General features: G+C 66.9%; 24 protein-coding genes. 5 read left to right on the top strand and 19 right to left on the bottom strand.

All coding sequences use genetic code 11. The features are described from left to right. Positions 1 to 21: 21 nt before the first annotated feature. From AABQ55_RS22990 to AABQ55_RS23015, 6 genes are all read right to left on the bottom strand, one after another. Positions 22 to 1,920, bottom strand: a complete 1,899-nt coding sequence (locus AABQ55_RS22990; RefSeq protein WP_272806731.1) for a nitric oxide reductase activation protein NorD — start codon at positions 1,918 to 1,920, stop codon at positions 22 to 24. A gap of 9 nt (positions 1,921 to 1,929) precedes the next feature. After that, positions 1,930 to 2,742: a CbbQ/NirQ/NorQ/GpvN family protein gene (locus AABQ55_RS22995; RefSeq protein WP_272806732.1), complete on the bottom strand. Its 813-nt coding sequence runs from the start codon at positions 2,740 to 2,742 to the stop codon at positions 1,930 to 1,932. A gap of 65 nt (positions 2,743 to 2,807) precedes the next feature. Further along, positions 2,808 to 4,154, bottom strand: a complete 1,347-nt coding sequence (locus tag AABQ55_RS23000) for a nitric-oxide reductase large subunit (protein ID WP_272806733.1) — start codon at positions 4,152 to 4,154, stop codon at positions 2,808 to 2,810. A gap of 84 nt (positions 4,155 to 4,238) precedes the next feature. After that, positions 4,239 to 4,691 carry a c-type cytochrome gene (locus tag AABQ55_RS23005; protein WP_244769797.1) on the bottom strand — a complete coding sequence of 151 codons (453 nt, stop codon included), beginning with the start codon at positions 4,689 to 4,691 and terminating at the stop codon, positions 4,239 to 4,241. A 157-nt stretch (positions 4,692 to 4,848) separates the two neighbouring features. After that, positions 4,849 to 5,124 (bottom strand): cytochrome C oxidase subunit IV family protein, encoded by a 276-nt coding sequence (locus tag AABQ55_RS23010; protein WP_272806734.1) that lies wholly within the window; start codon positions 5,122 to 5,124, stop codon positions 4,849 to 4,851. 7 nt (positions 5,125 to 5,131) lie between these two features. Further along, the gene (locus AABQ55_RS23015; RefSeq protein ID WP_272807524.1) at positions 5,132 to 5,683 is read right to left on the bottom strand and encodes a cytochrome c oxidase subunit 3; all 552 of its coding nucleotides are present in this window, start codon (positions 5,681 to 5,683) and stop codon (positions 5,132 to 5,134) included. Positions 5,684 to 5,792: 109 nt separating this feature from the next. Here AABQ55_RS23015 and AABQ55_RS23020 point away from each other — a divergent pair, with 109 nt between their 5' ends. Then, entirely contained in the window at positions 5,793 to 5,948 is a 156-nt protein-coding gene (locus AABQ55_RS23020) for a hypothetical protein (protein WP_023514989.1), read from the top strand. Between the two features lie 9 nt (positions 5,949 to 5,957). After that, positions 5,958 to 6,419, top strand: a complete 462-nt coding sequence (locus AABQ55_RS23025) for a hemerythrin domain-containing protein (protein WP_272806735.1) — start codon at positions 5,958 to 5,960, stop codon at positions 6,417 to 6,419. Between the two features lie 6 nt (positions 6,420 to 6,425). Here the strand turns inward: AABQ55_RS23025 and ubiV are convergent, their stop codons facing one another. Genes ubiV through ubiT form a run of 3 tightly spaced genes read right to left on the bottom strand, consistent with a single transcriptional unit; the run spans position 6,426 to position 8,839 of the window. Further along, complete coding sequence (gene ubiV, locus AABQ55_RS23030; RefSeq protein ID WP_272806736.1) at positions 6,426 to 7,361, bottom strand: ubiquinone anaerobic biosynthesis protein UbiV; 936 nt, start codon at positions 7,359 to 7,361, stop codon at positions 6,426 to 6,428. Between the two features lie 9 nt (positions 7,362 to 7,370). After that, positions 7,371 to 8,348 (bottom strand): ubiquinone anaerobic biosynthesis protein UbiU, encoded by a 978-nt coding sequence (ubiU, locus tag AABQ55_RS23035; protein WP_272806737.1) that lies wholly within the window; start codon positions 8,346 to 8,348, stop codon positions 7,371 to 7,373. Then, the gene (ubiT, locus tag AABQ55_RS23040; protein WP_272806738.1) at positions 8,339 to 8,839 is read right to left on the bottom strand and encodes a ubiquinone anaerobic biosynthesis accessory factor UbiT; all 501 of its coding nucleotides are present in this window, start codon (positions 8,837 to 8,839) and stop codon (positions 8,339 to 8,341) included. The genes ubiU and ubiT overlap by 10 nt, the downstream gene beginning before the upstream one ends. Positions 8,840 to 8,947: 108 nt before the next feature. Here ubiT and AABQ55_RS23045 point away from each other — a divergent pair, with 108 nt between their 5' ends. After that, positions 8,948 to 10,459 carry a UbiD family decarboxylase gene (locus AABQ55_RS23045; RefSeq protein ID WP_272806739.1) on the top strand — a complete coding sequence of 504 codons (1,512 nt, stop codon included), beginning with the start codon at positions 8,948 to 8,950 and terminating at the stop codon, positions 10,457 to 10,459. Next, on the top strand, positions 10,456 to 11,034 hold the full coding sequence (locus tag AABQ55_RS23050; RefSeq protein WP_272806740.1) for a UbiX family flavin prenyltransferase: 579 nt from the start codon (positions 10,456 to 10,458) through the stop codon (positions 11,032 to 11,034). The genes AABQ55_RS23045 and AABQ55_RS23050 overlap by 4 nt, the downstream gene beginning before the upstream one ends. Positions 11,035 to 11,087: 53 nt before the next feature. Here AABQ55_RS23050 and putA read toward each other — a convergent pair whose 3' ends face one another. Further along, positions 11,088 to 14,774: a trifunctional transcriptional regulator/proline dehydrogenase/L-glutamate gamma-semialdehyde dehydrogenase gene (gene putA / locus AABQ55_RS23055; protein WP_272806741.1), complete on the bottom strand. Its 3,687-nt coding sequence runs from the start codon at positions 14,772 to 14,774 to the stop codon at positions 11,088 to 11,090. A gap of 176 nt (positions 14,775 to 14,950) precedes the next feature. Between putA and AABQ55_RS23060 the strand changes: the two genes are divergently transcribed. Continuing rightward, positions 14,951 to 15,424: an Lrp/AsnC family transcriptional regulator gene (locus AABQ55_RS23060; RefSeq protein ID WP_272806742.1), complete on the top strand. Its 474-nt coding sequence runs from the start codon at positions 14,951 to 14,953 to the stop codon at positions 15,422 to 15,424. Positions 15,425 to 15,430: 6 nt separating this feature from the next. Here the strand turns inward: AABQ55_RS23060 and AABQ55_RS23065 are convergent, their stop codons facing one another. From AABQ55_RS23065 to AABQ55_RS23105, 9 genes are all read right to left on the bottom strand, one after another. Continuing rightward, a complete protein-coding gene (locus AABQ55_RS23065) occupies positions 15,431 to 16,180 on the bottom strand; it encodes an ABC transporter ATP-binding protein (protein ID WP_272806743.1) in 750 nt (249 codons plus the stop codon). After that, the gene (locus tag AABQ55_RS23070) at positions 16,177 to 17,010 is read right to left on the bottom strand and encodes an ABC transporter ATP-binding protein (protein WP_272806744.1); all 834 of its coding nucleotides are present in this window, start codon (positions 17,008 to 17,010) and stop codon (positions 16,177 to 16,179) included. Before AABQ55_RS23070 ends, AABQ55_RS23065 begins: the two co-directional genes overlap by 4 nt. Beyond that, positions 17,007 to 17,924, bottom strand: a complete 918-nt coding sequence (gene nikC / locus AABQ55_RS23075; protein ID WP_244769785.1) for a nickel transporter permease — start codon at positions 17,922 to 17,924, stop codon at positions 17,007 to 17,009. Before nikC ends, AABQ55_RS23070 begins: the two co-directional genes overlap by 4 nt. Beyond that, positions 17,921 to 18,967 carry an ABC transporter permease gene (locus tag AABQ55_RS23080; protein WP_272807525.1) on the bottom strand — a complete coding sequence of 349 codons (1,047 nt, stop codon included), beginning with the start codon at positions 18,965 to 18,967 and terminating at the stop codon, positions 17,921 to 17,923. The genes nikC and AABQ55_RS23080 overlap by 4 nt, the downstream gene beginning before the upstream one ends. Positions 18,968 to 19,006: 39 nt before the next feature. Continuing rightward, entirely contained in the window at positions 19,007 to 20,656 is a 1,650-nt protein-coding gene (locus AABQ55_RS23085) for an ABC transporter substrate-binding protein (RefSeq protein ID WP_244769783.1), read from the bottom strand. 222 nt (positions 20,657 to 20,878) lie between these two features. Beyond that, positions 20,879 to 21,844, bottom strand: a complete 966-nt coding sequence (locus tag AABQ55_RS23090) for a glucokinase (protein WP_272806745.1) — start codon at positions 21,842 to 21,844, stop codon at positions 20,879 to 20,881. 10 nt (positions 21,845 to 21,854) lie between these two features. Continuing rightward, positions 21,855 to 22,880, bottom strand: coding sequence for a Gfo/Idh/MocA family protein (locus AABQ55_RS23095; protein ID WP_272806746.1), 1,026 nt, complete (start codon positions 22,878 to 22,880; stop codon positions 21,855 to 21,857). Continuing rightward, the gene (locus AABQ55_RS23100; RefSeq protein WP_272806747.1) at positions 22,871 to 23,938 is read right to left on the bottom strand and encodes a Gfo/Idh/MocA family protein; all 1,068 of its coding nucleotides are present in this window, start codon (positions 23,936 to 23,938) and stop codon (positions 22,871 to 22,873) included. The genes AABQ55_RS23095 and AABQ55_RS23100 overlap by 10 nt, the downstream gene beginning before the upstream one ends. Before the next feature lie 66 nt (positions 23,939 to 24,004). Then, on the bottom strand, positions 24,005 to 25,048 hold the full coding sequence (locus AABQ55_RS23105) for an ABC transporter substrate-binding protein (protein ID WP_272806748.1): 1,044 nt from the start codon (positions 25,046 to 25,048) through the stop codon (positions 24,005 to 24,007). Between the last annotated feature and the right edge of the window lie 9 nt (positions 25,049 to 25,057).

The following is a 25,057-nucleotide window of genomic DNA, read 5'->3' on the forward strand; positions in this document are numbered from 1 at the left end:
TTCCTCGCAGGTCTCGCGCCTCTATCCGACAAGACCGCGATAGATCGCCGGCAGCGCCGCAGGCAGCCGAGCGATATTGCTGACGATGGCATAGCCGTTGCGGCCGAAGATGGCCGGCACATAGGCCTGCGCCTCCCGGTCGACCGTCACCCCGAACACGCTGACGCCGGTGCGCCGCGCCTCGTTCACCGCCCGGCGGCTGTCCTCCAGAGCGAAGCGGCCCTCGTAGTGGTCGACGTCGTTCGGCTTGCCGTCGGTGAGCAGCAGGAGGAGCTTTCGCCGGTTCGGCTGCTCGCGCAGCCTTGCCGCCGCATGGCGGATCGCCGGGCCGATGCGGGTGTAGAAACCCGGCTTCAGCGCCGCGATGCGCGCTTCCACGGCATGGTTCATCGTCTCGCCGAAATCCTTGACCGTCTCGACCCGCACCCAGGAGCGCCGCCGCGAGGTGAAGGTGAGGATCGAGTGGCTGTCGCCGCAGGCGGCAAGACCGTGCGCCAGCACCAGCAGCGCCTCCTTCTCCACGTCGAGCACCCGGCGGTTGTCGAACCAGGCGTCCGTCGAAAGCGACACGTCGACGAGGATGGTGACGGCAAGGTCATGCGCCTGCGGCCGGCTCATCAGGTGGATGCGGTCGCTGCCCTGCCCGCCGGCGGCAAGGTCGCTGCGGGCGCGCACCACGGCGTCGAGATCCAACTCTGCCCCGTCGAGCTGCGCGCGCAGCATCTCGTGGCGCGGCCGCAGCACTTCGAACTGCCGGCGCACGCGGCGGATCAGGCTCTTCGTGTCGGCATCGGCCTCGGGCACGGCAGCCATATCCGGTGCCGGCGAGGCGAGCACCCGGCAATGGTCCGGCAGGTAGGTGCCCGTACGGAAATCCCATTCGGGATAGGTGTGCTCGCCGGTGAGCTGCGTACGGTCGAGCGCCTCCGGCGGCAGGTCGAGATCGAAATGGAAGCGGGCGGACGGGCGGCCCTTGCGCTCGCCGAGCGTCATGTCGTCCAGTTCGTCGGCGGCGCTCGAATCGTGGTCGTCGCTGTCATCGCCGGGGCGGTCAACATTGACCATCTCCGCCATGGCGAGGATCTTTTCGAAGCGGTTGAGAATGAAGGGGCTGCGCTCGTTCTTGCGGTTCTCGGCCTTTTCGCGCAGCGCGACATGGCGGCCGGTCTCCGGGGTCTCGGGCGTACCGCCCGTCGCCGGCTGGTCCTCCTCGCCGCGCCCCTCGCCCTCCTCGCGCAGGAGCGCATCCGGCCATAGCGGCACAGGCAGCATCGGCAGGTATCCGGCCGGCGCCCGGTGCGGGAAGATGACCGGCAGCGTATCGTCCGCAAGGCCGGCGCCCTTCCTCAGGAGGCTGAGGATGCGGTTCTCCACATGCCGCTCGACGGAGGGAAGCGGCCGGCTGCGGCGCACCGAAAGCGTGGCGGCCGAAAGCCGCCGGTAGCGACGCGCAAGACCCGGAAAGGCCGAAAGCACCGCCTTTACCGTCGCCTCCGCCCGCTGGAGAATGGCAAGGTCGCGCTGGAGCGGATCGCCCTCCACAATCGGATCGAGCGGCATCACCGCCATCGTCGCTGCGAGCCAGACATAAAGGTCCCGGTTGAGGCCGCGATCGGCGAAGAGGTCGATCGCGGCGGGCAGCATCAGCGTCGCATGGTCGCGGCCGGGCTGCACCAGCTTCTCCTCGCCGAGCCCCATGCGCTGGCGTAGCCTCAGGCGATGCGCCGAGGTGCGCCCGCGGGCGGGCGCGATCTGCACCGCGCCCTCGCCGCCGAAGCCGCGGAAGCAGACGGCGAGCACCGGCCGGACATCCTCCAGCCGCACGGCATGCTCCGGATGGCGCGGCCAAGTGCCGGTATTGCCGACAAGCCGGTGCCAGGCCCGGCCGACCGTTTCCTCAAGCTCCAGGAAGTCCAGCATGGCGGTTCCTCAGCGGATCATCGCGTCGGCGATTTCGAGAAGGGCGGCCCGGACATCCGGCTCGTCGGTCAGCGGCTCGATCATCGCCGCCCGCACCGCCTCGCGCATGGTCATGCCGCTGTCGATAAGGCAGGCGCAGTAGACGAGGAGGCGGGTGGAGACCCCCTCTTCCAGGTCGTGCCCCTTGAGCGCCCTCAACCGGTGTGCCAGCGCGACGAGCGGCGCGACTTGCGCTTCGTCCAGCCCGCTTTCCGTGGCGACGACGGCGATTTCCTGGGGTTTCGGCAGGAAATCGAACTCGATGGCGACGAAGCGCTGGCGGGTGGAGGGCTTCAGCGCCTTCAGGAGGTTCTGGTAGCCGGGATTGTAGGAGACGACGAGCATGAAGCCGGATGGCGCTTCCAGCACCTCGCCGGTGCGCTCCAGCGGCAGAATGCGCCGGTCGTCGGTGAGCGGATGCAGCACGACGGCGACGTCCTTGCGCGCCTCGACGATCTCGTCGAGATAACACACGCCGCCCTGACGCACCGCGCGGGTCAGGGGCCCGTCCACCCAGACCGTATCACCGCCCTTCAGGAGGTAGCGGCCCGTGAGGTCGGCGGCCGAAAGATCGTCATGGCAGGAGACGGTGGAGAGCGGCAAGCCGAGCCTTGCCGCCATGTGGCTGACGAAACGGGTCTTGCCGCAGCCGGTCGGCCCCTTCAGGAGCAGCGGGAGCTGGCGCGTCCAGGCCGTCTCGAACAGGGCGCATTCGTTGCCGGAGGGGCTGTAGGCCGGGATATCCGGAACGGGACGGGGCGTATCCTTGAGCAGGACGTTCATTCTGATCTCCAAGAAACTGTCGAAAGAAGGTGCCGGCCCCGCGGGATGACGGGGCCGGCCAGCACTCACTCGGCCGGCTGGACCATCCGGGTGAGGCTGTCGCTACGCTCGCGGCCGGGCACGAGCACCGCCCAGATGAACATCAGCGCCGAGACGAGCACGACGACGCCCGAGCCGAGGCGCACCCAGTAGAACAGCGCGAGCTGGTCCTGGACGTCCATGAAGCCCTCGCCGAGCACGCGCTGCAGGTGGACCTGCACGACGCCGGCGAAGGTCAGCGCGAAGGTCATCACCGACATGGCCGTGCACATGATCCAGAAGCTGGCGATGGAGAGCCACTGGTTGAACGGCGCGCGGCCACGGATTTCCGGGATCGCATAGGCCATCATGGCAAGGTTCAGCATCACATAGGCGCCGAAGAAGGCGAGGTGCCCATGCGCGGCGGTGACCTGCGTGCCGTGGGTATAGTAGTTGACCGACGACAGCGTGTGCAGGAAGCCCCAGACGCCGGCGCCGAAGAAGGCCATGACCGAGCAGCCGATCGACCAGAGGAGCGCCGCCTTGTTCGGATGGTTGCGGCCGGCCTTCCAGGTCATGACGAAGGTGAAGATGACCATGGTGAAGAAGGGCGCCACTTCCAGCGTCGAGAACAATGAGCCGATCCACTGCCAGTAGCCCGGCGCACCGATCCAGTAATAGTGGTGGCCCGTGCCGAGGATGCCCGAGAAGAGCGCGAGGCCGACGATGACATAGAGCCACTTTTCCACGACCTCGCGGTCGATGCCGTTGAGCTTGATCATCAGGAAGGCGAGCACCGAGGCCATGATCAGTTCCCAGACGCCCTCGACCCACAGGTGGATGACATACCACCAGTACATCTTGTCGAGCGCCAGGTTGACCGGGTTGTAGAAGGCGAAGAGGAAGAAGAGCGCGAGGCCCCACAGGCCGAAGAGCAGGATGTTGATGACCGTGGTCTTGCGGCCCTTCAGCGCGGTCATGGTGATGTTGAAGAGGAACATCAGGACGACGACGACGATGCCGACCTTGGCGATGAAGGTCTGCTCAAGGAATTCGCGGCCCTCATGGATGCGGAACATGTAGCCGACCACCGTCAGGCCCGCCGCCACGAAGAACATCCAGAACTGCAGGACGGCGAGTTTAGGACTGTAAAGCTCCGTCTCGGTCTCCTCCGGGATCATGTAGTAGGTGGCGCCCATGAAGCCCATGAGCAGCCAGACGACGAGCGCATTGGTGTGGATCATGCGCACGATGTTGAAGGGCAGCAGCTCGGAGAGCACGTTCGGCAGCACGTAGATCGTGCCGGCGAGGACGCCGAAAGCCACCTGGGCGAGGAAGAGGCCGAGCGCGCCGTAGAAATACAGCATGGCGACCTTTTGCGTTTGATATTTCATCTCTTGTCTCCTGAACGCCGGGAGCAATTCCAGTAAAAGTGCGACGCGGTTTTGCGTCCGGAATTGCGTAAGAACGGAAAGGCTTCAGCCGGCATCGTTCGGCGGCCAGTTCTGGGTGTTGATCCTGCTCGTCCATTCGAGGAAATCGGCGAGATCGTTGAGTTCCTGTTCGGTGAGGTTGAACTGCGGCATCTGCCGCCGGCCCTCCGCGCCGCTCGGCTGCGCCGCCATCCAGGCCTTGAAGGCCTCGCGCGCGCCTTCCGGGTCGTCTGCCCCGCCATAGCGCTTCCACACATTGCCGAGCTCGGGCGCGAAATAGGCGCCTTCGCCCAGCAGCGTGTGGCAGTTGATACAGGCGTTCTTCTCCCAGACATGCTTGCCGCGCGCGACGCTGTCGGTCAGCGTCGTCTCGTCGGTGGCGGTCGTGCGCATGTAGTAATGGGAATGGGCGGTCAGCCCGACGAAGATCGTGAAGAAGAAGATGGACCCGCCATAGAAGACGTTGCGGGCCCCGGTCTTGGTAAGGCGCTCTGCCATCCCATGGTCCTTTCCCTTGCCGGAAACTCCATGGCTCCGGCGAAAAACCCCCGCCGACTTTCTGCCGGCGATCCCCTCGCCGGCACTGCGGGACGTCCTTGTTCTAGCGGGAGGGAAAAAGCCTTCTTTGCGCATTGGCAAAGAGCGGGGCGGTTCGTCAGCCGAAGAGCGCGGCGAGGACCGAGCGGGCGAGCGCCAGCGACAGGAGCAGCGCCGGCCAGGCAAGCAGGGCCGGCCGCAGCGCGCTGCGGCTCGCGCGCAATTCCATGAAATCGAGGATGACGAAACGACCCTTGGCATAGGCCATGATCAGCACCGCGGCGATCGGCACCAGCAGCCCGCCGCTGAGCCCGCCGACGAGGGCGCCGCCGACGGCGAGCGTCAGCAGCATGGCAAGGGTGGCGATGAACTGTTCGCGGGCCTGTCGGGTCATGGCGGTCTCAGGTGAGGTAGACGATCGGGAACATCACGAGCCAGACGAGGTCGATCGCATGCCAGAGCGTCGCGATCATCACGGCATTGCTGCGCGACGGGCGCCAGGCGACGAGGAAGAGGATGGCAGCGCCGAAGACGACGTGCAGCAGGTGGAAGCCGGTGACGAGGAAATAGAGTTCGGCAAGCGTGCCTGCCCCGCCGATGCCGGAGCGGACCTCCATCCCGTATTCGGCGAGTTTCACCGCCGCGAAGGCAAGGCCGAGAAGGCCCGCAAGGACGAGGGAGCGGCGAACGCCCGAAAGATCCGCCCCGCGGCGAACCGCCAGCGCCGCCTGCCAGCCGCTGAGGACGAGAAGGATCGTATTGAGCGCGGCAAGGCCGGGATGGAGATGCGCGCGCAGGAACGACGCATTTTCGACGTCCACCAGCGTCATCACCATGAAGGCGACGAGCAGCGCGCCGAAGGCCAAAAGTTCGCTCCACACCAGGATCCAGAGAAGAAGGCAATCGCCCTCCCCGCTCTCCGCCTTCGCAACCGCCGTGCGCATATCGTCCATCGTCGCCATGGCCCAGCCCTAGCCCATGAAGCCGCGGGCTTCTTTGCGCCGGCGCAAAGAGCGGCGCTGCCCAACGCGGCATGATGGCGGCAACGGAAAGGACCTTCCCATGACGGATGCACAGTTCGGTCTCCTCATCGCCGCTCCGGTTATCGCCGGTTTCGCCCTGATGCTCTACCGCATGGGCGTGCTGCAGGGCGCGGGAACGCTGTCCGCCGTCAGCGCCTCGGTGGTCATCGCCGCCGTGCTCTTCTTCGGCCAGTAGGAGGCGGCGATGGACGATGCGAGCCTCGACGCCGCCGATATCGACCGGCTGGAAACGCTTCACCAGGCCCTGCTCGATCTCTGCCTGCGCCTCGAGGAGACGGCAAGCGAGCCGGGCACCGCCGGCGAGCTGCGCGCGCTCGCCGACGCCATTCCGCCCGCCCTCAAGGCGGTGCACGAGCTGGAGGAGCGCCTGCTCTTTCCGGATTTCGACCGGCATGCCGGCTCCTGCTTCGCCGCCCTGGCGATCGAGCGCCTGAAGGCAGAGCACCGCTGCGACCGGCTCGCCGCCGAGGAGCTTTCGCTGACGCTGAAGGCCGTCGCCGACGGTCGCTGCGGGCTTTCGCCCGAGACGGTGTCGCGCATGATAAGCGGCTTCCAGGAAAGCCTGCGCCGCCATGTCTTTTCCGAACAGATGATCCTGGAGACGCTCATCGCCGCCAAGGCGGAGGGGCGCGATGTCTTCGCCTGACCGCCCTCAGTCCCGTCCTATCGCCGCGTTCCGCCCGCGCGACACCCAGGCCGCGCCCTCCTGCCGGTGCAGGAAGCCGTTGGAGAAGCGCACGCCGGGATAGACCTTCACCAGGTCCGCGATCGCCTCCTCGCCGTCGATCCTGCCGTTGAGCACCCCGCGGTAGAGGTTTGCCACCTTCACCATGTCGCAATCCTGCGGGGAGAGCCGCACGCGCGACAGGCCCGCTTCGACGAGCGGCGCAAGATCATCGACGAGCACGACGCAACTGTTCGACAGGGTCTGCACACCGTTCAGCACGAGGAAGGACTGACGGTCGAGCGTGCGCAGCGGCAGGCCGTCCGGCTCCTCGCCGCAGACGAACTGGCAATTGTCCTTGGTCAGCCCCTTGGAGCGCGCATGGGCGCAGCGCGCGGAAATGGCGAGCGGCATGCGGCCGAAGGCGAAGACCTCGAAGGAGAAATCCGGCATGGCCTCCAGCATCTGCCGGATGGAGCCGGCCGGCAGCTCCGGCGGCAGACAGATGTTCTCGGCACCGCGGGCGGCAAGCGTGCGGGCCGTCGCCGCATTGTAGACATTGACCAGCGGGCCGATCGAATGCGGCCGGCCCTTGAGGAGGCCGAGCGCGGAGAGGTCGTTCGCCTCCACCGTATGCAGGCTGTCGGCGATCAGATCGCGCACATGCCGGCTTTCGCGCGGCAGCGTGACCATGGCGAGCGTGGAGAGCGTCACGCGCTTGCCCGCTGCCTCCAGCCGCTCGACGACCTCGGCGACATGCGGCTCGCTGAAATGCTGGCGCTTGGAACAGACCGTTTCCCCGAGCGTGACATGCTCGACCGCCGCCTCGTCGGCGATGCGGAAATAGAAGTCCCGCCATTTCGGCCCGTCCCAGAGGAAATAGATCGGGCCGAGGCTCAGCGCCGGTTTGCCTGTCGTCGCCATCACCGTCTCCTATCGCCAGCGTTTGTCATAGGCACCCGTCGTCGTGCGCTGGCCCTCGCTCATCGCGCGCAGCCGGGCGACGAGCGCGGCACGCTCGCCGGGCGAAGCGACGAGCGCCTTCTTGAGCGACGACACCACCTCGGCGACATAGGCCTTGCCGCGCTGGCGCCCCTCGATCTTCAGCGCCGAGACGCCGGCCGCGCGCAGCGCGTCGATCTCGTCGATGACGTCGAGCGAGACGGGATCCTCGAAGGCGTAGCCCTCGACGTCGCCGATCTCGAAGCGCCCCTTGCAGAGCGTCGGATAGCCGGAGGCCTCGCCGGGGCCGAAGCGGTTGATCGTGTAGGCACCGAGCTCGGAGACGAGGTCCGCACCGTCCTGCCGGTAGCGTACATGGCTCGCCGGCGAGCAGACGCCGTTCATGTTGGGCGACTTGCCCGTTGCATAGGAGGAGAGCGAGCAGCGTCCCTCCGCCATGACGCAGAGCCCGCCGAAGGCGAAGACCTCGACCTCGCAGTCGATCTGCCGCGTCAGCCGGGCGATGTCCTGCACGGTCAGGACGCGCGGCAGCACGACGCGTTTTGCCCCGAAGGCCTCGACGAGGAAGCGGATCGCCTCCGGGTTCGAGGCGGAAGCCTGGACCGAGACATGCAGCCGCTGCTGCGGGAATTTTTCCGCGACATAGGCCATCAGGCCGAAATCGGCGAGGATCAGCGCATCGGCGCCCATCGCCACCGCGTCGTCGGCAGCCGAATACCACAGCGCCTCGTCGCCCGCCCGCATGAAGGTGTTGAGCGCGACGAAGGTCTGCACCTTCTTGCGACGGGCAAGCGCGATCGACTGGCGCAGTTCCTCACGGCTGAAGTTGAGGCCCGGGAAGTTGCGGGCATTGGTCTCGTCGCGAAAGCCGCAATAGACGGCATCGGCACCGGCCTCCACCGCCTCGCGGAAGGCGGCGGGGGTGCCGGCGGGGCAGATCAGTTCCATGTCGCATCCCTTCCTTCGAGCGCCTTGCCGCGGATGTAGCGCGCCGTGCCGGCGATGAGCGGCGAGAGCGGACCGGCCAGCGCGCCGAGCTCGCGCGGCAGGTCGATGGCGCTGTCGTCGAGCGCGTTGCGCAGCGCCAGCATCGCCTCCATGTCGCCGGTGACCGAGAGGTCGCGCGAGAAGAACAGCGCATCGGCATCGCAGCGGCCTTCGAGCAGGCCGAGAAGCAGCACCATTGGCCCCTCAATCCGCGCATCGACAGGGGGCGCCGCGCCGCGCGAGACGGTGAGCGCCTTCATGGCCGGCACGACGGTGAAATGCAGCGGCAGATCGACGGGCGAGAAGCCGTAGCGGGTGCGGCGATAATCGCCGAGCCGCTCAAAAAGCTCGGGATGGGCCTTCAGCACGCCGGAAAAGAGGGTGCGCGCCACCCGCTCCACCAGCCAGAGGGGCGCGAGATCGACCGGTTTTGCAAGGAGCGGGGGAAGCATGCGGCTGGCCTTCGGCAGAAACGAATACCCGGACCCTAGGGAGCCTTGCTCCGCGGGAATTTGCGCCAGGTCAAAGACCACAACATTTTTCCCCTGCAAGGGTGCCGCATGAAAGCCGATACTCCCGTTCCGCGCCGTTTCGAGAGCCTTCAGGATTTCGTCGCCCTGTTGGAGCGGCGGGAAAGGCTGGTGCGCATCCGCGAGCCCGTCTCGCTGGTGCACGAGGCGACAGAAATCCACCGCCGCGTACTGGCGGCGGAAGGGCCGGCGCTGCTCTTCGAGCGGCCGGTCGATGCGGAGGGACGCATCCAGCCGATCCCGCTGCTTACCAATCTCTTCGGCACGCGCGAGCGCATCGAATGGGGTTTCGGCCTTGCCGCCGGCGGCCTGCCGCGCCTTGCCGCCTTCCTCGCGGACCTGCGCGACCCGCAGCCGCCGCGCTCGCTGCGCGACGCCTGGCAGAAGCTGCCCCACTTGAAAGCCGCGCTCTCGATGAACCCGCGCACGGTCCGCCGCGCCCCCTGCCAGGCGATCGTCTGGCAGGGCGAGGAGGCCGATCTCGACCGCCTGCCGATCCAGACCTGCTGGCCGGGCGAGCCCGCCCCGCTCGTCACCTGGCCGCTCGTCATCACCCGGGCGCCGGACGATCCGGCAGACATCAATGTCGGCATCTACCGCATGCAGAAGCTCGGCAAGGACCGGCTCATCATGCGCTGGCTCGCCCATCGCGGCGGGGCGCGCCACCATCGCCTCTGGCAGGCGGCCGGGCGCGACATGCCCGTCGCGGTCGTCATCGGTGCCGATCCGGCGACGATCCTTGCCGCCGTCATGCCGCTGCCCGACGGCATGAGCGAACTCAGCTTTGCCGGTGTGCTGAACGGCCGGCGACAGGAGACGGCCTGTGGCCTCACCGTGCCGCTGCCTATCCCCGCCAGCGCGGAAATCGTGCTGGAAGGCACGGTCTCGGCCAGCGAGACGGCGGACGAAGGACCCTATGGCGACCACACCGGCTATTACAATGCCGTCGAGCCCTTCCCGGTCATGATGCTCTCGGCGATCACCCTGCGGAAGGACCCGCTCTACCTCTCCACCTATACCGGCCGGCCGCCGGACGAGCCGTCGAGGCTGGGGGAGGCGATGAACGAACTCTTCGTGCCGCTGGTGAAGCGCCAGTTCCCGGAGATCCTCGACCTGTGGCTGCCGCCCGAAGCCTGCTCCTACCGTGCCATGGTGGTTTCCATCGACAAGCGCTATCCCGGCCAAGCGCGGCGGGTGATGATGGGTCTCTGGTCCATGCTGCCGCAGTTCAGCTACACCAAGCTGATCATCGCCGTCGACGGCGACATCGACGTGAAAAGCTGGCCGGACGTGATCTGGGCGCTCTCCACCCGCTTCGATGCCAGCCGCGACCTGATGCTCGTGGAAAACACGCCGATCGACTATCTCGACTTCGCTTCCCCGAAATCCGGCCTCGGCGGCAAGCTCGGACTGGATGCGACACGGAAGATCGACACGGAGAGCGAGCGGGAATGGGGACGGGTCCTCGCCATGACGCCCGACGTCGTCGCCAAGGTGGACGGTCTCTGGGCCTCCCTCGGCCTTTCGGAGCCGTTCGCATGAAGACCGAACGGGTGATCGTCGGCATCACGGGCGCTTCCGGTGCGGCGCTGGCCGTACGCATCGTCGAACGCCTTGCCGCGCTCGGCGATATCGAAATCCATCTCGTGGTCTCCGATGCCGCGCGCCGCACGCTGAACCTCGAATGCGGCGCGGACGCGCTGGAACGCCTGTTGCCGCTCGTCCACCGCCATCATCCGACAGGCGATATCGGCGCATCGGTCGCCAGCGGCTCGTTTCCCGTCCGCGGCATGATTGTCGCGCCCTGCTCCATGCAGACGCTCTCGGCCATCGCCACCGGCCGGACCGACACGCTGATCGGCCGCGCCGCCGATGTGCAACTGAAGGAACGCCGCCGACTCGTCCTTCTGGCGCGCGAGACACCGCTCCATCTCGGCCATCTGCGCAACATGTGTGCCGTCACGGAGATGGGCGCGATCGTCATGCCCCCGGTGCCGGCCTTCTACCATCGCCCACAATCCGTGGCCGACATCGTCGACCACCTCGCCGCCCGTGCCATCGATCTCCTGGCAATGCCGCACCCGTCCCTTGCCAAGCCCTGGGAGGGGGCCGGATAGCTGGAAAACGAAACCTGGCCGCTCGAAGGAGCGGCCCGGATTTCAAAAATGCCTTAGCCGATGCTCATCAGGCTGGCATTGCCGCCGGCGGCGGCCGTATTGATGGAGGTCGAGACCTCTTCGAGCAGCCAGTTGAGGCAATAGGCATCCGCCCCCGCCCGGATTTCCGCCGTGGTGGCGGCCTGCGTCAGGACGAGCGGGCCGGGCAGCGCGGCGATACGGCGGGCGGCCTCGACCACCCTGTCCCCATCCCCTTCGACGAGCGCCCCCGCATAGGGACCATCCGCCGCCCAATCGGACGACCAGGAGATCAGCGCCGCAAGGCTCGCCGGAAGGCCGGCAAGCGCGGGCTGGAGACCGGAGGCAGCATCGATCACCGCCCTGTTGCCGGTGGCGAACACCGCGCCGAGCTGGGCGAGCAACCCCTCTTCCGTCGCCGGGGCGAGGAGAATCCGGCCGCGCGGATGAAGCGCATAAAGATTCTTTTCGCCGACGGGGCCGGGAAGCTCGATGTCCAGCCCGAGCGCCGAATTGCTGCCGAGATCGCGGACCTGATCGGAAAGCCCGGCCTTACCCTTGCCGCGCAGCCACTGGGCGAAATCGAGCACCGCCGGCTGGATATGCACGGAGCTGTGTTGTGGGGGAACCGGCGGAACCTGCACGAGGCGGCCGATATAGAGCGGGCCGCCGGCCTTGGGCCCGGTGCCCGAGAGCCCCCGGCCGCCGAACGGCTGCACGCCGACGATGGCGCCGATGATGTTGCGGTTGACGTAGATATTGCCCGCCTTCACGCGGCTGGTGACATGGGCGATCGTCTCGTCGAGGCGCGTGTGTAGGCCGAAGGTGAGGCCATAGCCCGTCGCATTGATATCGTCGATCAGGCGGTCGACATCCTCGCGCTTGTAGCGGATGACATGCAGGACCGGACCGAACACTTCGCGCTCCAGGTCGGCAAGCGACTGCAGCTCGATGATGGTGGGCGAAACGAAGGTGCCGCGGGCAGCTTCCGCGGGCAGCGCCACCTGCTCGATCTTGCGGCCACGCGCGCGCATCTTCTCGATATGCGCCTCGATCGTCTGCTTCGCCTCCGCGGTGATGACCGGGCCGGTGTCGACATTGAGCTTGTCGGTGCGGCCGATCGTGAGTTCGGCAAGCGCGCCCTTCAGCATGGTGAGCGTGCGGTCGGCGACGTCCTCCTGCAGGCACAGCACGCGCAGCGCCGAGCAGCGCTGGCCGGCGCTGTCGAAGGCGGACGCGATGACATCGAACACCACCTGTTCGGCAAGCGCCGAGGAATCGACGATCATCGCGTTCTGCCCGCCGGTCTCGGCGATCAGCGGGATCGGCTTGCCGGCCGGCGAGAGACGGCCGGAGAGTTCCTTCTGGATGAGGCGAGCGACTTCCGTCGAGCCGGTGAACATGACGCCCGCCGTTTCCGGTGCGCCGACAAGGGCGGCGCCGACGCGGCCGTCGCCGGGCAGCAGTTGCAGCGCGCCGGCCGGAATGCCGGCTTCATGCAGGATGCGTACGGCCTCGGCGGCGATCAGCGGCGTTTCCTCCGCCGGTTTCGCAAGCACCGGGTTCCCGGCGACGAGCGCGGCCGCGATCTGGCCGGTGAAGATCGCCAGCGGGAAGTTCCACGGGCTGATGCAGACGATCGGGCCGAGCGGCGCATGGCCGGCGCCGAGCGTACGCCGCGCCTGTTCGGCATAGTAGCGCAGGAAGTCGATCGCCTCGCGCACTTCGGCAATGGCGTTGGCGGCGGATTTGCCCGCCTCGCGGATGGCAAGGCCGATCAGCGTCGCGATCTCGGCCTGCATCAGGTCGGCGGCGCGGTCGAGCCGGTCGCCGCGCTCGCGCGGCGGCACGGCGGCCCAGGCCGGGGCCGCTTCGAGCGCAAGCCTCGCAGCCTTCGCGACGCCCGCATCCGTCGTCTCGACGACGGTGCCGACCATATCCCTGTGATCGGCCGGATTGAGCACCGGCCGCCGCTCGCCCTCGCTGGAGCCATCGGCGATCCTGGGCGCGGCCTGCCATTCGACGGCCGCGGTCTTCGCAAGGTCCTGCGCAAGCTTCGCCAGCACCGCCTCGTTGGAAAGGTCGAGGCCGGCGGAGTTCAGGCGGCCCTTGCCGTAGAGTTCCGCGGGAAGCGCGATCTTGTCATGCTTGCCGCCCGGCACCGGCATGGCGCGTACCACGGCGGCCGGATCGGCAATGAGCTCGTCGACCGAAATAGCGGGATCGGCGATGCGGTTGACGAAGGAGGAGTTCGCACCGTTTTCCAGCAGGCGGCGGACGAGATAGGCCAGCAGCGTCTCATGCGTGCCGACCGGCGCATAGATGCGGCACGGACGGTTCAGCTTCTCCTCGCCGACGACCTCGTCGTAAAGCGGCTCGCCCATGCCGTGCAGGCACTGGAACTCGTAGTCGCCGACGCGGAAATCCGGGCCTGCGAGCTGGTAGATCGTGGCGAGCGACTGGGCGTTGTGCGTGGCGAACTGCGGGAAGACCACATCCTTCGCCGCTAGCAGTTTCCGGGCGCAGGCGATGTAGGAGACATCCGTGTGAATCTTGCGCGTGAAGACGGGGAACTCTTCCAGCCCGTCGAGCTGCGCGCGCTTGATCTCGGCGTCCCAATAGGCGCCCTTGACGAGGCGTACCATGATGCGCCGGTTGGAGCGGCGGGCAAGGTCGATGATGAAATCGAGCACGGAGGGGCAGCGCTTGCCATAGGCCTGCACCACGAAGCCGACGCCGTCCCAGCCCGCAAGGGCCGGATCGTGGCAAAGCTCTTCCAGAAGATCGAGCGACAGTTCCAGCCGGTCGGCCTCCTCGGCATCGATGTTGAGGCCGATATTGTAGGACTTCGCGATGGCCGCGAGCGCCTTCACCTTCGGCAGCAGTTCGCCCATCACCCGTTCGGCCTGGGCGCGCACGTAGCGCGGATGCAGCGCGGACAGCTTGATCGAGATGCCGGGACCTTCATAGATGCCGCGGCCGGCCGAGGCCTTGCCGATGGCGTGGATGGCGTTCTCGTAGTCGCGATAATAGCGCTCCGCGTCCGCGGCCGTCGTCGCCGCCTCGCCGAGCATGTCGTAGGAATAGCGGAAGCCCTTACGCTCCAGGGCGCACGAATTGCGCAGCGCCTCGTCGATCGTCTCGCCGGTGACGAACTGCTCGCCCATCATGCGCATGGCCATGTCGACGCCGCGGCGGATGACCGGCTCGCCGCAGCGGGCGATGAGACGCGTGAGGGCGGCGGAAAGGCCGCGGTCGTTGACGGTGGAGGTCAGCTTGCCCGTGACCACGAGGCCCCAGGTGGCGGCATTGACGAAGAGCGAGCGGCCGCCCCCCATATGCGACTTCCAGTCGCCTTCCGAAATCTTGTCGCGGATCAGCGCGTCGCGCGTGGCATTGTCTGGAATGCGCAGCAGCGCCTCGGCAAGGCACATCAGCGCGACGCCCTCCTGGCTGGAGAGCGAATATTCATGCACCAGCCCCTCGACGCCCGAGCCCTTGTGCTTGGCGCGCAGCGCGACGATCAGCGTGCGTGCCGTCTCGCGGATGCGCGCTGCGACATCGGCCGGCAGTGTGGCCTTTTCGAGCAGCGGCCGGACCGCGTCCTCTTCCGGCGTGCGGTAGGCGGCGGTGATGCGCTGGCGCAGCTCGCCCTGCGGCCGGATCGGCGGCGCGAAGTCAGCGAAAGCGGAGATTTTTTGTTCGTTTGCAGACTGGACCATTTCCATCACCATCTCGGGTTCGGCCACTGGATGCGAGGAGAGGATACACCGCTTGCCGATGCATTCCAGCCTCATGGCACTGGCGCGGAACATAGTCGATTGCCGTGCGACTTTCTCACCATTATATGCGTATAGGCAGGAGCTATCTCCATATATTGGCGCTTTAGGTGAGACAAATGTCCAAGACAAAGCCGTTTCCTGGCGAAATCGACGCGATCGACCGCAAGATCCTCGATCTTCTCGTTGAAAATGCTCGGATTTCCATCACCGAAATGTCCGAAATCGTCGGGCTTTCGAAGACGCCCTGCACGCTGCGCCTGCAGCGCCTGATCAGCGACGGCTATATCGACGGCTTCCGCGCCGTGCTCAACCCGAAGAAGCTCGGGCTCGACCATGTCGCCTTCGCCGAGGTGAAGCTTTCGGACACCAAGGAGGCGGCGCTCAACGCCTTCAACAGCGCGGTGCGCAAGATCAAGGAGGTCGAGGAGTGCCACATGATCGCCGGCCGTTTCGACTACCTGATCAAGATCCGCACCGCCGATATCCGCCGCTACCGGGAGGTGCTGGGGGAGAAGATCTCCAGCCTGCCGAACGTCGCCAGCACCTCGACCTCCGTCGCCATGGAATCCATCAAGGAAGGCGGGCGCTGAACCCGGTCAGCCGTTTCGGCGGAAGCCTTCGCTGGCCGTGAGCAGGCTGCGCGTATAGTCCTGCGTCACCCGGTGTGCCGCAAGGTCGACGGAAGCGAGTTGCTCCACCGCCTGGCCATGCTGCATGACCATCAGCCGGTCGCACATATGGGTGACGACGGCAAGGTCATGGCTGACCATGACGAAGGTAAGCTTGCGCGCCGCGCGCACCTGTTCGAGCAGGTTCAGCACCTCGGCCTGCACCGAGGCATCGAGCGCGGAGGTCGGCTCGTCGAGCAGCAGGATGGAGGGTTCGAGGATCAGCGCCCGGGCGATCGCCACGCGCTGGCGCTGGCCGCCCGAGAGCTGGTGCGAATAGCGGAAGCGGAAGCTCGCGCCGAGCCCCACCTCATCCAGCGCCCGCACGATGCGGCTTTCCGAATCGTCGAAGCCGTGGATGGCGAGCGGTTCCAGCAGCAGCCGGTCGACCGTCTGGCGCGGGTGCAGCGATCCATAGGGATCCTGGAACACCATCTGCACCTGTCGATAGAAGGCCTTGTCACGCTTGTCTCCGAGCGTCTTGCCGTCAACGACAATCGTGCCGGCGGAAACCGGCGCGAGCCCGGCGACCGCCCGCAGCAGCGTCGACTTGCCGGAGCCGGATTCCCCGACCAGCCCGAAGGATTCGCCCGGTTCCACCGTAAGGCTGACATCCTGAAGGGCCACGAAATCGTCGAAGACGACGCCGAGGCCGTCGATGGCGAGAGCCGCCGTCATAGTGCCCACTCCGGCTTACGGTCGAGGACGGGCAGGGGATGCCGGTCGACCCCGATCTTCGGCATGCAGTTGAGCAGGCCCCGCGTATAGGGATGCTCGGCCTCGGAAAGCCGGGAGGCCGGCAGTTCCTCGACGATGCGCCCGGCATACATGACGATGACCCGGTCGCAGAAGGACGACACGAGCCTGAGGTCGTGCGAGATGAAGATCAACCCCATGCCGCGGTCGGCCACCAGCCGATGGAGGATGCCGAGCACGTCGAGCTGCACGGTCACGTCGAGCGCCGAGGTCGGCTCGTCGGCGATCAACAGTTCCGGGCCGGCCACCAGCATCATGGCGATCATGGCGCGCTGGCCCATGCCCCCCGAGACCTCGTGCGGATAGAGGTCGAAGACGCGCTCCGGGTCGCGGATCTGCACGGCGGCCAGCATGTCGAGCGCCCGCCTGCGCGCCTCCGCCCTGCCGACCGGCTCGTGCGTGCGCAGCGTCTCGATGATCTGGCGGCCGATGCTCATGACCGGGTTGAGCGAATATTTCGGATCCTGCAGGATCATGGCGATGCGCTTGCCGCGCAACGCGCGCCGCTCGGCCTTCGACGTCCCGGTGAGGTCGATGCCGTTGAACTCCAGCTTCTCCGCCGAGATGCGGCCATGCTCCGGCGTCAGGCCCATGATGGCGCGGCCGGTCTGCGACTTGCCCGAGCCGCTTTCGCCGACGATGCCCAGCCGCTCACGGCCGAGCGTGAAGGAAACGCCGCGCACCGCCTCCACCATGCCGGTGCGGGTGGGGAAGGAGACGCGCAGGTCCTTGACGTCGAGAAGTGCGCTCATTGGCTGCTCCCGCGCGGATCCAGCGCATCGCGCAGGCCGTCGCCCAGAAGGTTGAAGCCGAGGCTGACGACGAGGATGGCGAAACCCGGCATGGCGGCCACCCACCACTGGTCGAGGATGAAGCGGCGGCCGGAGGCGATCATCGCGCCCCATTCCGGCAGCGGCGGCTGCGCGCCGAGGCCGAGGAAGCCGAGGCCGGCCGCTGTGAGGATGATGCCCGCCATGTCGAGCGTCACGCGCACGATGAGCGAGGAGATGCAGAGCGGCATGATATGGCGCAGCACGATGCGCCAGGGCGAGGCGCCCATCAGCCGCACGGCCGAGATATAATCGGAATTGCGCACCGTCAGCGTCTCGGCGCGGGCAATGCGCGCATAGGGCGGCCAGGAGGTGATGGCGATGGCGATGATGGCATTGCCGATGCCGGGCCCGAGCGCCGCGACGAAGGCGAGCGCCAGCACGAGCTTCGGGAAGGCGAGGAAGATGTCGGTGATGCGCATCAGCACCGCATCCACCCAGCCGCCGGCATAACCGGCGACCGTGCCGACCAAAAGGCCGAGCGGCGCGGCGATGATGGCGACCAGCACCACGACCTGGAGCGTCAGGCGCGAGCCGTAGATGAGGCGCGAGAGGATGTCGCGGCCCTGGTCGTCCGTGCCGAGCCAATGGGCGGCATCCGGCGGCAGCAGGCGGGATTTGGCGAGATCGCCGACATAGGGCGAATACGGCGCCAGCAGCGGCGCGAAGATCGCGAGCACGATCAGCCCGAGGATGATCAGCATGCCGATGACGGCGAGCCGGTTGGCGGCAAACCGCCGCCAGGTGACATAGGCGCGGCCGAGCCGGGCCTGCAGGCGCGATTGCGGCCGGTCGGTCAGAAGCCATTCGCGGCGGGTCATGGCGGTTTCGCTCATCGTGTCCTCGTCCGCGGGTCGAGCATGCGGTAAAGCACGTCGGATAACAGGTTGATGGCGATGAAGACGGAACCGATGACGATGGTGCCGCCGAGAACCGCGTTCATGTCAGCATTCTGCAGCGAATTGGTGATGTAGAGGCCAAGGCCCGGCCAGGCGAAGACGGTCTCCGTCAACACCGAGCCTTCCAGCAGGCCGGCATAGGAGAGCGCGATCACCGTGACGAGCGGCACGGCCGCATTGCGCAGCGCATGGCCCCAGATGATGCGGGTTTCCGACAGGCCCTTGGCGCGCGCCGCAACGATATATTCCTGGCCGAGCTCGTTCAGCATGAAGGACCGCGTCATGCGGCTGATATAGGCGAGCGAGAAATAGCCGAGCAGCGAGCCCGGCAGCACGATGTGCGAGACAATGTCGCGGAAGGCCGCCCAGTCGCGATTGAGGATCGCGTCGAGCAGGAAGAAGCCGGTGATCGGCGTGAAGGTATATTCGAACACCACGTCGATGCGGCCGGGACCGGACGTCCAGCCGAGGCGGGCATAGAACACGAGAAGGGCGAGGAGGCCGAGCCAGAAGATCGGCACCGAATAGCCGACGAGGCCGACGATGCGCACGATCTGGTCGGCAAGGCTGCCGCGCCGGACGGCCGCGAGCACCCCGAGCGGGATGCCGAAGGCGGCGCCGATGACCGTGCCGACGGTGGCAAGCTCCATGGTCGCCGGAAAGACGCGGCGGATATCGGTCATCACCGGATTGGTGGTGAGCACCGATGTGCCGAAATCGCCCTGCAGCACGCCTTTCACATAGAGGAAGAACTGCTGGTAATAGGGCAGGTTGAAGCCCATTTCCTGCCGCACGCGCTCGACGACATGGGACGGCGCGCGGTCGCCGACGATCGCCAGAACCGGATCGATCGGCACGACGCGACCGATGAAGAAGGTCACGGCGAGAAGACCGAGATAAGTGGTGGCGACGACCACGACGAAGCCGGCGATCGCTTTGAGGGTCGCGAAGGCGCGCCTGTTGGCGCGCCTTGCCGGCATCCGTCTTTCAGCAGTGCTCAAGGGACCGGTCCTTCAGACTTAGTCCTTGGTCACGGGCGCAAGGAAGTTCGTATCGAAGTTCGGTCCGAGCTTGTAGTTCTTGACGTTACCGCGCATGCCGGCCACTTCGGTCTGCTGGAAGATCATGACGAAGGGGCTCGTGTCCAGCGCCTGCTGCTGCAGCTTCTTGTACATCTCGGCGCGCTTGTCGTTGTCACGCTCCAGAAGCGCCGCTTTCACCTCTCCCGTCAGCTCGGGGATGTCCCAGGCATTGCGCCAGGCCAGGGTCTTGACCGAGGCCTCGTCGCCATTGTCGGGGTTCGAGGTGAAGGCTTCCGCGTTCGAGTTCGGATCCCAGTAGTCCATGCCCCACTGGCCGATATACATATCGTGGTTGCGGGCGCGGTACTTGGTCAGCGTCTGCTTACCATCGCCGGGAATGATCTCGACCTTGACGCCGGCCTGGCCGGCGGTCTGCTGGAAGGATTCGGCAATCCCGGTCACGGGCTGCGTGTTGCGCACATCGAAGGTGACGGAGAAGCCGTCCTTCAGGCCCGCCTTTTCCAGCAGCTCCTTCGCCTTGGCAACGTCGAACGTATAGGGGCTCGCATCGAGCGCGCCGAGCACGCCCTTGGCCTGGTAGGTCTGGCGGATCTCGCCGATGCCCTTGATCAGCGTGGCGCCGATCGCGTCGTAGTCGACGAGATATTTGAGCGCCTCGCGCACTTCCGGCTTGGCAAGGTTCTCGTTCTTCTGGTTGAGGCTGATGTAATAGACCGTGCCCTTCGCCGCGCTGGTGGTGGCGAGATCGGCGTTCTTGGAAACCGCCTCGAAATCACCCGGCTCGAGATTGCGCGCGACGTCGATGTCGCCGGCCTCGAGCATCAGGCGCTGGGTCGCGCTTTCCTTGACATGGCGGTAGATGACGCGGGTGAGCGCCGGCTTCTCGCCGTAATAGTTGTCATTGCGCTCCATCACGAGGATTTCGTTGGCGCGCCAGTCGCGGATCTTGAACGGGCCGGAGCCGGCATAGTTGGTCTTCATCCACCCATAGCCGAAATCCGTGTCGTACTTGTATTCGTCGCTCGGCGTCCTGGCTTCGGCGTGCTCCATGACGAGCTTCTTGTCGAGCACGGCGCCCACGGTCGCGGTAAGGCAGTTGAGCACGAAGCTCGGCGCATAGGCCTTGTCGACGGTGAAGACGAACGTGCCCTCGTCCACGGCCTTAGCCTTTTCGGTGACATTGTCGCCGTTAAGGCCGAACTGGGTGAGGATGAAGGCCGGGCTCTTGTCGAGCTTGACGACGCGCTCGAAGGACCAGGCGACGTCCTCGGCGGTGACGGGGTTGCCGGAGGCGAACTTGATGCCCGGCTTCAGCTTGAACGTATAGGTCAGGCCGTCCTCGGACACTTCCCAGCTCTCGGCGATGCCGCCCTTGACCTTGGTCGTGTCGTCGATATCGAGACGCACCAGCATGTCGTAGCCGTTGCCGAGGAATTCGGCCGGGCTCAGCTCGAAGGATTCGGCCGGGTCGAGCGTGATTGTGTCGTCGATCGCCCAGGCCTGCACCAGCGTGTCGGCCGGCGTCTCGGCAAAGGCCGGCGCCATGCCGCCGGATGCAAGCAACAAAGAGAAGGCCGCGCCGGCCAGCAGCGGACGAACGCGTACGGTGATGGTTTCCCTGTTCATTCCAGTTCCCCGTTTTGCACGATTTTCCTTCGGTATCCGATGCACACGCGTGCACCGAATGCCATTCCTAAAATTCAATCACGATATCGACGGCAAAGACAATCCCCCTTCGGGGCCATACAGCAGAAAACAGCGGCGCCACTCCTGCGGGAGCGGCCGGAACGACGATTGCCGAGCAATATGAAAGCCCTTGCTAACGGACACTGCCCGACATCGCGGGCATCAAGCTGCCGAAAGGCGCAACCATTCCGCGCATCCCTGAAGCGCCGTGCGATCATCGAGAAGCAGGTGGACGGGAAAGCTTTCCATGAAATCCGCCTGGCGGCCCTTGGCGCGGAAGGCGTCGAGGAACGTGGGGTCCTTGGAGAGGGAACGCGCAAAGGCGCGCGAGACACCGCCGGAAAGGTAGACGCCGGAAAAGGGCAGATAGGCGAGCGCCAGATCGCCGCACACCCGCCCGAGCAGGCGCATGAACATGTGCCCGGCCTGCTCGCAATCCCTGTCCGCCCGCGTGACCGCAAGGCGCGACACGTCCGCAGCCGTCGCAACGCTGGGCACCCGGCCGGCCTCGGCGCATTGCCATTGATAGATCTCGAAGAGGCCGCGGCCCGACAGGGCGCGCTCCACCGACGCCCGTCCGCGCCCTACCGAAAGCGCGCCCTGCAACGAGAATTCCGCCTCGCCGGCGAGCGGCAGCGTCATGTGCCCGCATTCCGCCGCCACGACATGGGGCGCCCCGCCGAAGCGGGAGGGACACCAGGCCGAGGCGTTGAAGCCCGTGCCCGCGCCGAGCACCAGCCGCGGCCCCGGCCGGCCATGCGCCCTGCCCGGCGTCAGGCGTTGCGTCTTGAGCTTTTCCACCTGCCCCATCGCATAGCCGAGCGCCTCGAAATCGTTGATGAAATCGACCCTGCCCGCACCGGAGGCCGCCGCCACGCGGTCGCGGGCGATGGTCCAGTCCCGGTTCGTCAGCGTGGCGCCTTCGGCCGTCGCCACGGCCGCAAGGGCGATGCAGACGCTGTCGACGCGCTGCGTGCCGCGCTCGTGTAGGAACGTCGCGGCCACGGCATAGAAATCCTCGAAATCGTCATTGGAATAGCTGCCCGTGCTCCCGGAGAGCAGGATACCGTCGCGGACAAGGCCGAGGCGGGTATTGGTTCCACCGATATCGCAGGCCAGTGCAAGCATGGAAATCCGCCTATCGCGCGATCGGCTGGGCGGCACCGGCGGCGGCGGCCCGATAGGCTGCATCGATCATCGCGAACGCCCTGCGGCCATCCTCGATCGTGACCGGCATCGGGCCGCCGTTCTTCAGCGCATCGACGAAGGCCCAGGCGACATGTTCGTGAAACACCCCCGTCTTGAACGCGGGCACGACCGGCAGGGCGGACCATCCCCCCTCCTCGCCGCGCCGGAAGACGCGCAAAAAATCCGTCTCGCGCGCCGGACGCGAGGCGATGTCCACGCCGGAAAGCAGGAGCGAACCCTCCGTCCCGTAGATCTCTATCGACGTGTCCGCGCCGGCAAAGCACCAGCTTGTCGTCACCTCGGCGATCATGCCGTCCGCATAGCGGAAAGTGGCGACCGCCGTGTCCTCCACCGGCAGGCCGAGCGTGGAGGAGAGCGTGGCATAGGCGGTTTCCGGCTCGCCGAACATCCAGCGCAGGAAATCGGCGGCGTGCACGCCCTCGTCGAGCAGCGTGCCGCCGCCCGAGCGCGCCGGATCGACGAACCAGGCGGAGCGGAAGGCCTCCGTCAGGCCGTGGCTGTGGCCATGCCGCACACGGCACAGCGTCACGCGGCCGAGCGCCTTTTCCTGAAGGAGGCGCGCGATCTCGTGGTTGGCGGGGTCGAAACGCTTCGGGAAGCTCTGCATGAAGCGGATGCCCGTGCGCGCCACCACATCGGCGATGGCACCGCACTGGGCGCGGTCGATGCCGAGCGGCTTTTCGCAGAGCACCGGCCGGCCGGCGGCAGCCGCCGCCTCCACCAGCGCCAGATGGTCGCTCGTCGCCGAGCAGATGGCGACCGCGTGGCTCTTGCGGATGAGGCCCGAGAGGTCGGGCGCCACATCGAGGCCATGGCGGGCGGCAAAATCCGCCGCCGCGGCCCCGGACGCATCCCAGACGCCGACGACCTGCACCTCGGGCCGCTCCAGAAAGGCGCGGGTCCAGAAATTGGCGTGGTAGTGCTCGACGCCGAGTATCGCGATCTTCAGGCGCATCCGGCCTTCTCCCCTTGCCCGCCGACCGGCATCCGCGTGCCGGACCGCGCTGCTGCATAAAGCGTTTCCGCCACCTCGACCGAGCGCAGCCCGGCAGCGGCCGTATCGTCGGCCGGCGCTTCGCCGCGCACGACGGACAGCCAGTGGCGATGATGGGCCGCGCCGAGCGGCTCCTCCGGGAGGTCGGGCGTCACCCAGCCCGCCGCACCCGTGACGGACGGCGCGTGGATGGCCGCCGCGCCGCGCTCCGTGCGCAGCCAGACCGTGCCGCGCTCCGCATAGAGTTCCAGGCGGAACCGGTCGCATCCGGCAAGCTCGGTATAGCTCATCTCGTGGCTCACCCGCGCGCCGCCGGCCAGCCGGTAGGTGGCGAGCACATTGTCCTCCAGCTCCGTCCGCACCGTTCGCCCATCGGCAAGGCGGCGCTCCGGCTTGGCCGTCGTCATGTCGGCGGCGACGGTTTCAATCGGGCCGAGGAGGTGCTGCACGAGATCGATGCCGTGCACGCCGAGCTGCATGACGACGCCGCCCGAAACGTTGCCGGGCTTGAAGAACCAGTCGTTCCAGTCCGCCCCGGGCGTCGCGTTGCGAAGGCGCGCCGAATGGATCGCCCCGAGCGCGCCGGCCGCGATCTGATTGCGCAGCCAGCGCACCTCCGGGAAATAGCGGTGCATGAAACTGACGGTGAGGCGCCGCCCCGCCCGTTCATCCGCGGCGAGGATGGCGCGGCACTGGGCGCTGTCCAACGCCATTGGCTTTTGCAGCAAAACGGACTTTCCCGCCTCCAGCGCGTCGATGGCGATGCGCTCATGCGTATCGTCGGGCGTCGCGATGACCACGGCGTCGATGGCGCTGTCGTCGAGCACGCGGCGATAGTCGGTCTCGGCCCGGCCGATGCCGAGCGCCGCGGCCCGCGCCCGCGTCGCCTCCGCCCGCCGGCCGACCAGCGCGGCGACATCCGCCCCGCCGGCGGCGCGAAGGCCGTTGATATGGTAGTCGGCGATGAAGCCAGCGCCGATGACGGCAACGGCGATCCGGTCGGCAGCCGAACGGGACATGGTGATCAATCCGCTTTGATGGCAAGGGGGCGCCCGCCGCGGCAGGCGCCCGGTTTCTTCAGGGCATCAGGGCGCCCACTGGCCCTCGACCGACACGGCCGCGGCATTCACCGCCTTCAGCGGGGCTGTATAGGTATAGGTGAGCACGTCCTTCGCCTCGCCCGGAATGCGGTTCGTCGCCTTGAGGTAATCGACGATGGCCGCCATGTCCTCGACATAGGACTGGTCGACATCCGGCGTGAAAGTGTAGTCGCCGAGGAGCGCGGCGTTCATCTCCACCGGCTGCTTCTGGAAGTCGGAGAAGATCTTCAGCACCTCGTCCTTTTTGGCCGGGTCGGTCACATAGGCCTGCGCCTTGGCGAGCACCTTCACCAGCGCCTCCGTCGCCACGGGATGGGCGCGCACCCAGTCCTGCGAGGCGACCCAGACCGTGCGGTTGTTGGAGACGGCGACATCCTCGCCATTGTTCTTGGCGAAGAAGCTCTTCGTGCCCGTGTGCACGATCTTGGCGCCCTGCTCCTGCACCGCGCGATAGGGGAAGGGCTCCCAGAAGACGATGCCCTGGATCTCGTTGTTGGCCATGGCGGCCATCGCCTCCGGCGGCGCAAGGTTCACCGTCTGGAGCTTCGTGGCGTCGAGGCCGTAGTGTTTCGCGACATTGGCGAGCAGGGCGCCGGAGGTGGAGGAGACCAAGAGGCCGAGCTTCACCTTGGTGAGGTCTTCCGGGGCCTCGACACCGGCATCCTGGCGCACCACGATCTTCTCCAGCCCGTGGCTGACGGCATTCGTGCCGAGGATCACCACAGGCACGCCGTTATGCGCCATCGAGACCGGCGGCAGGTTGCCGGGCGTCCAGAGCTGGATCTCGTCGGCAAGAAGCGCCTCGCCGGCGAGATTGCCGGAGGCGAAGGTCCTGAACTCGACATTCTTGAAGCCGGCCTCGTCGAACCAGCCCTTCTCCTTGGCGACGATATGGACGAGGAACGGCAGGTCCGGGCCGATACTGATGGACAGCGTGTCGGTCTCCACCTCGGCGGCGGCGGACGGGCCGGCCGCAAGCAGCATGCCGGCCATGGCGGCGGATATCAGGGATTTCAGGACGATGCGCATGTGGTTCTC

The sequence above is a fragment of the Shinella sp. WSD5-1 genome, assembly GCF_963942435.1.
Classification (GTDB): Bacteria; Pseudomonadota; Alphaproteobacteria; order Rhizobiales; family Rhizobiaceae; genus Shinella; species Shinella yambaruensis.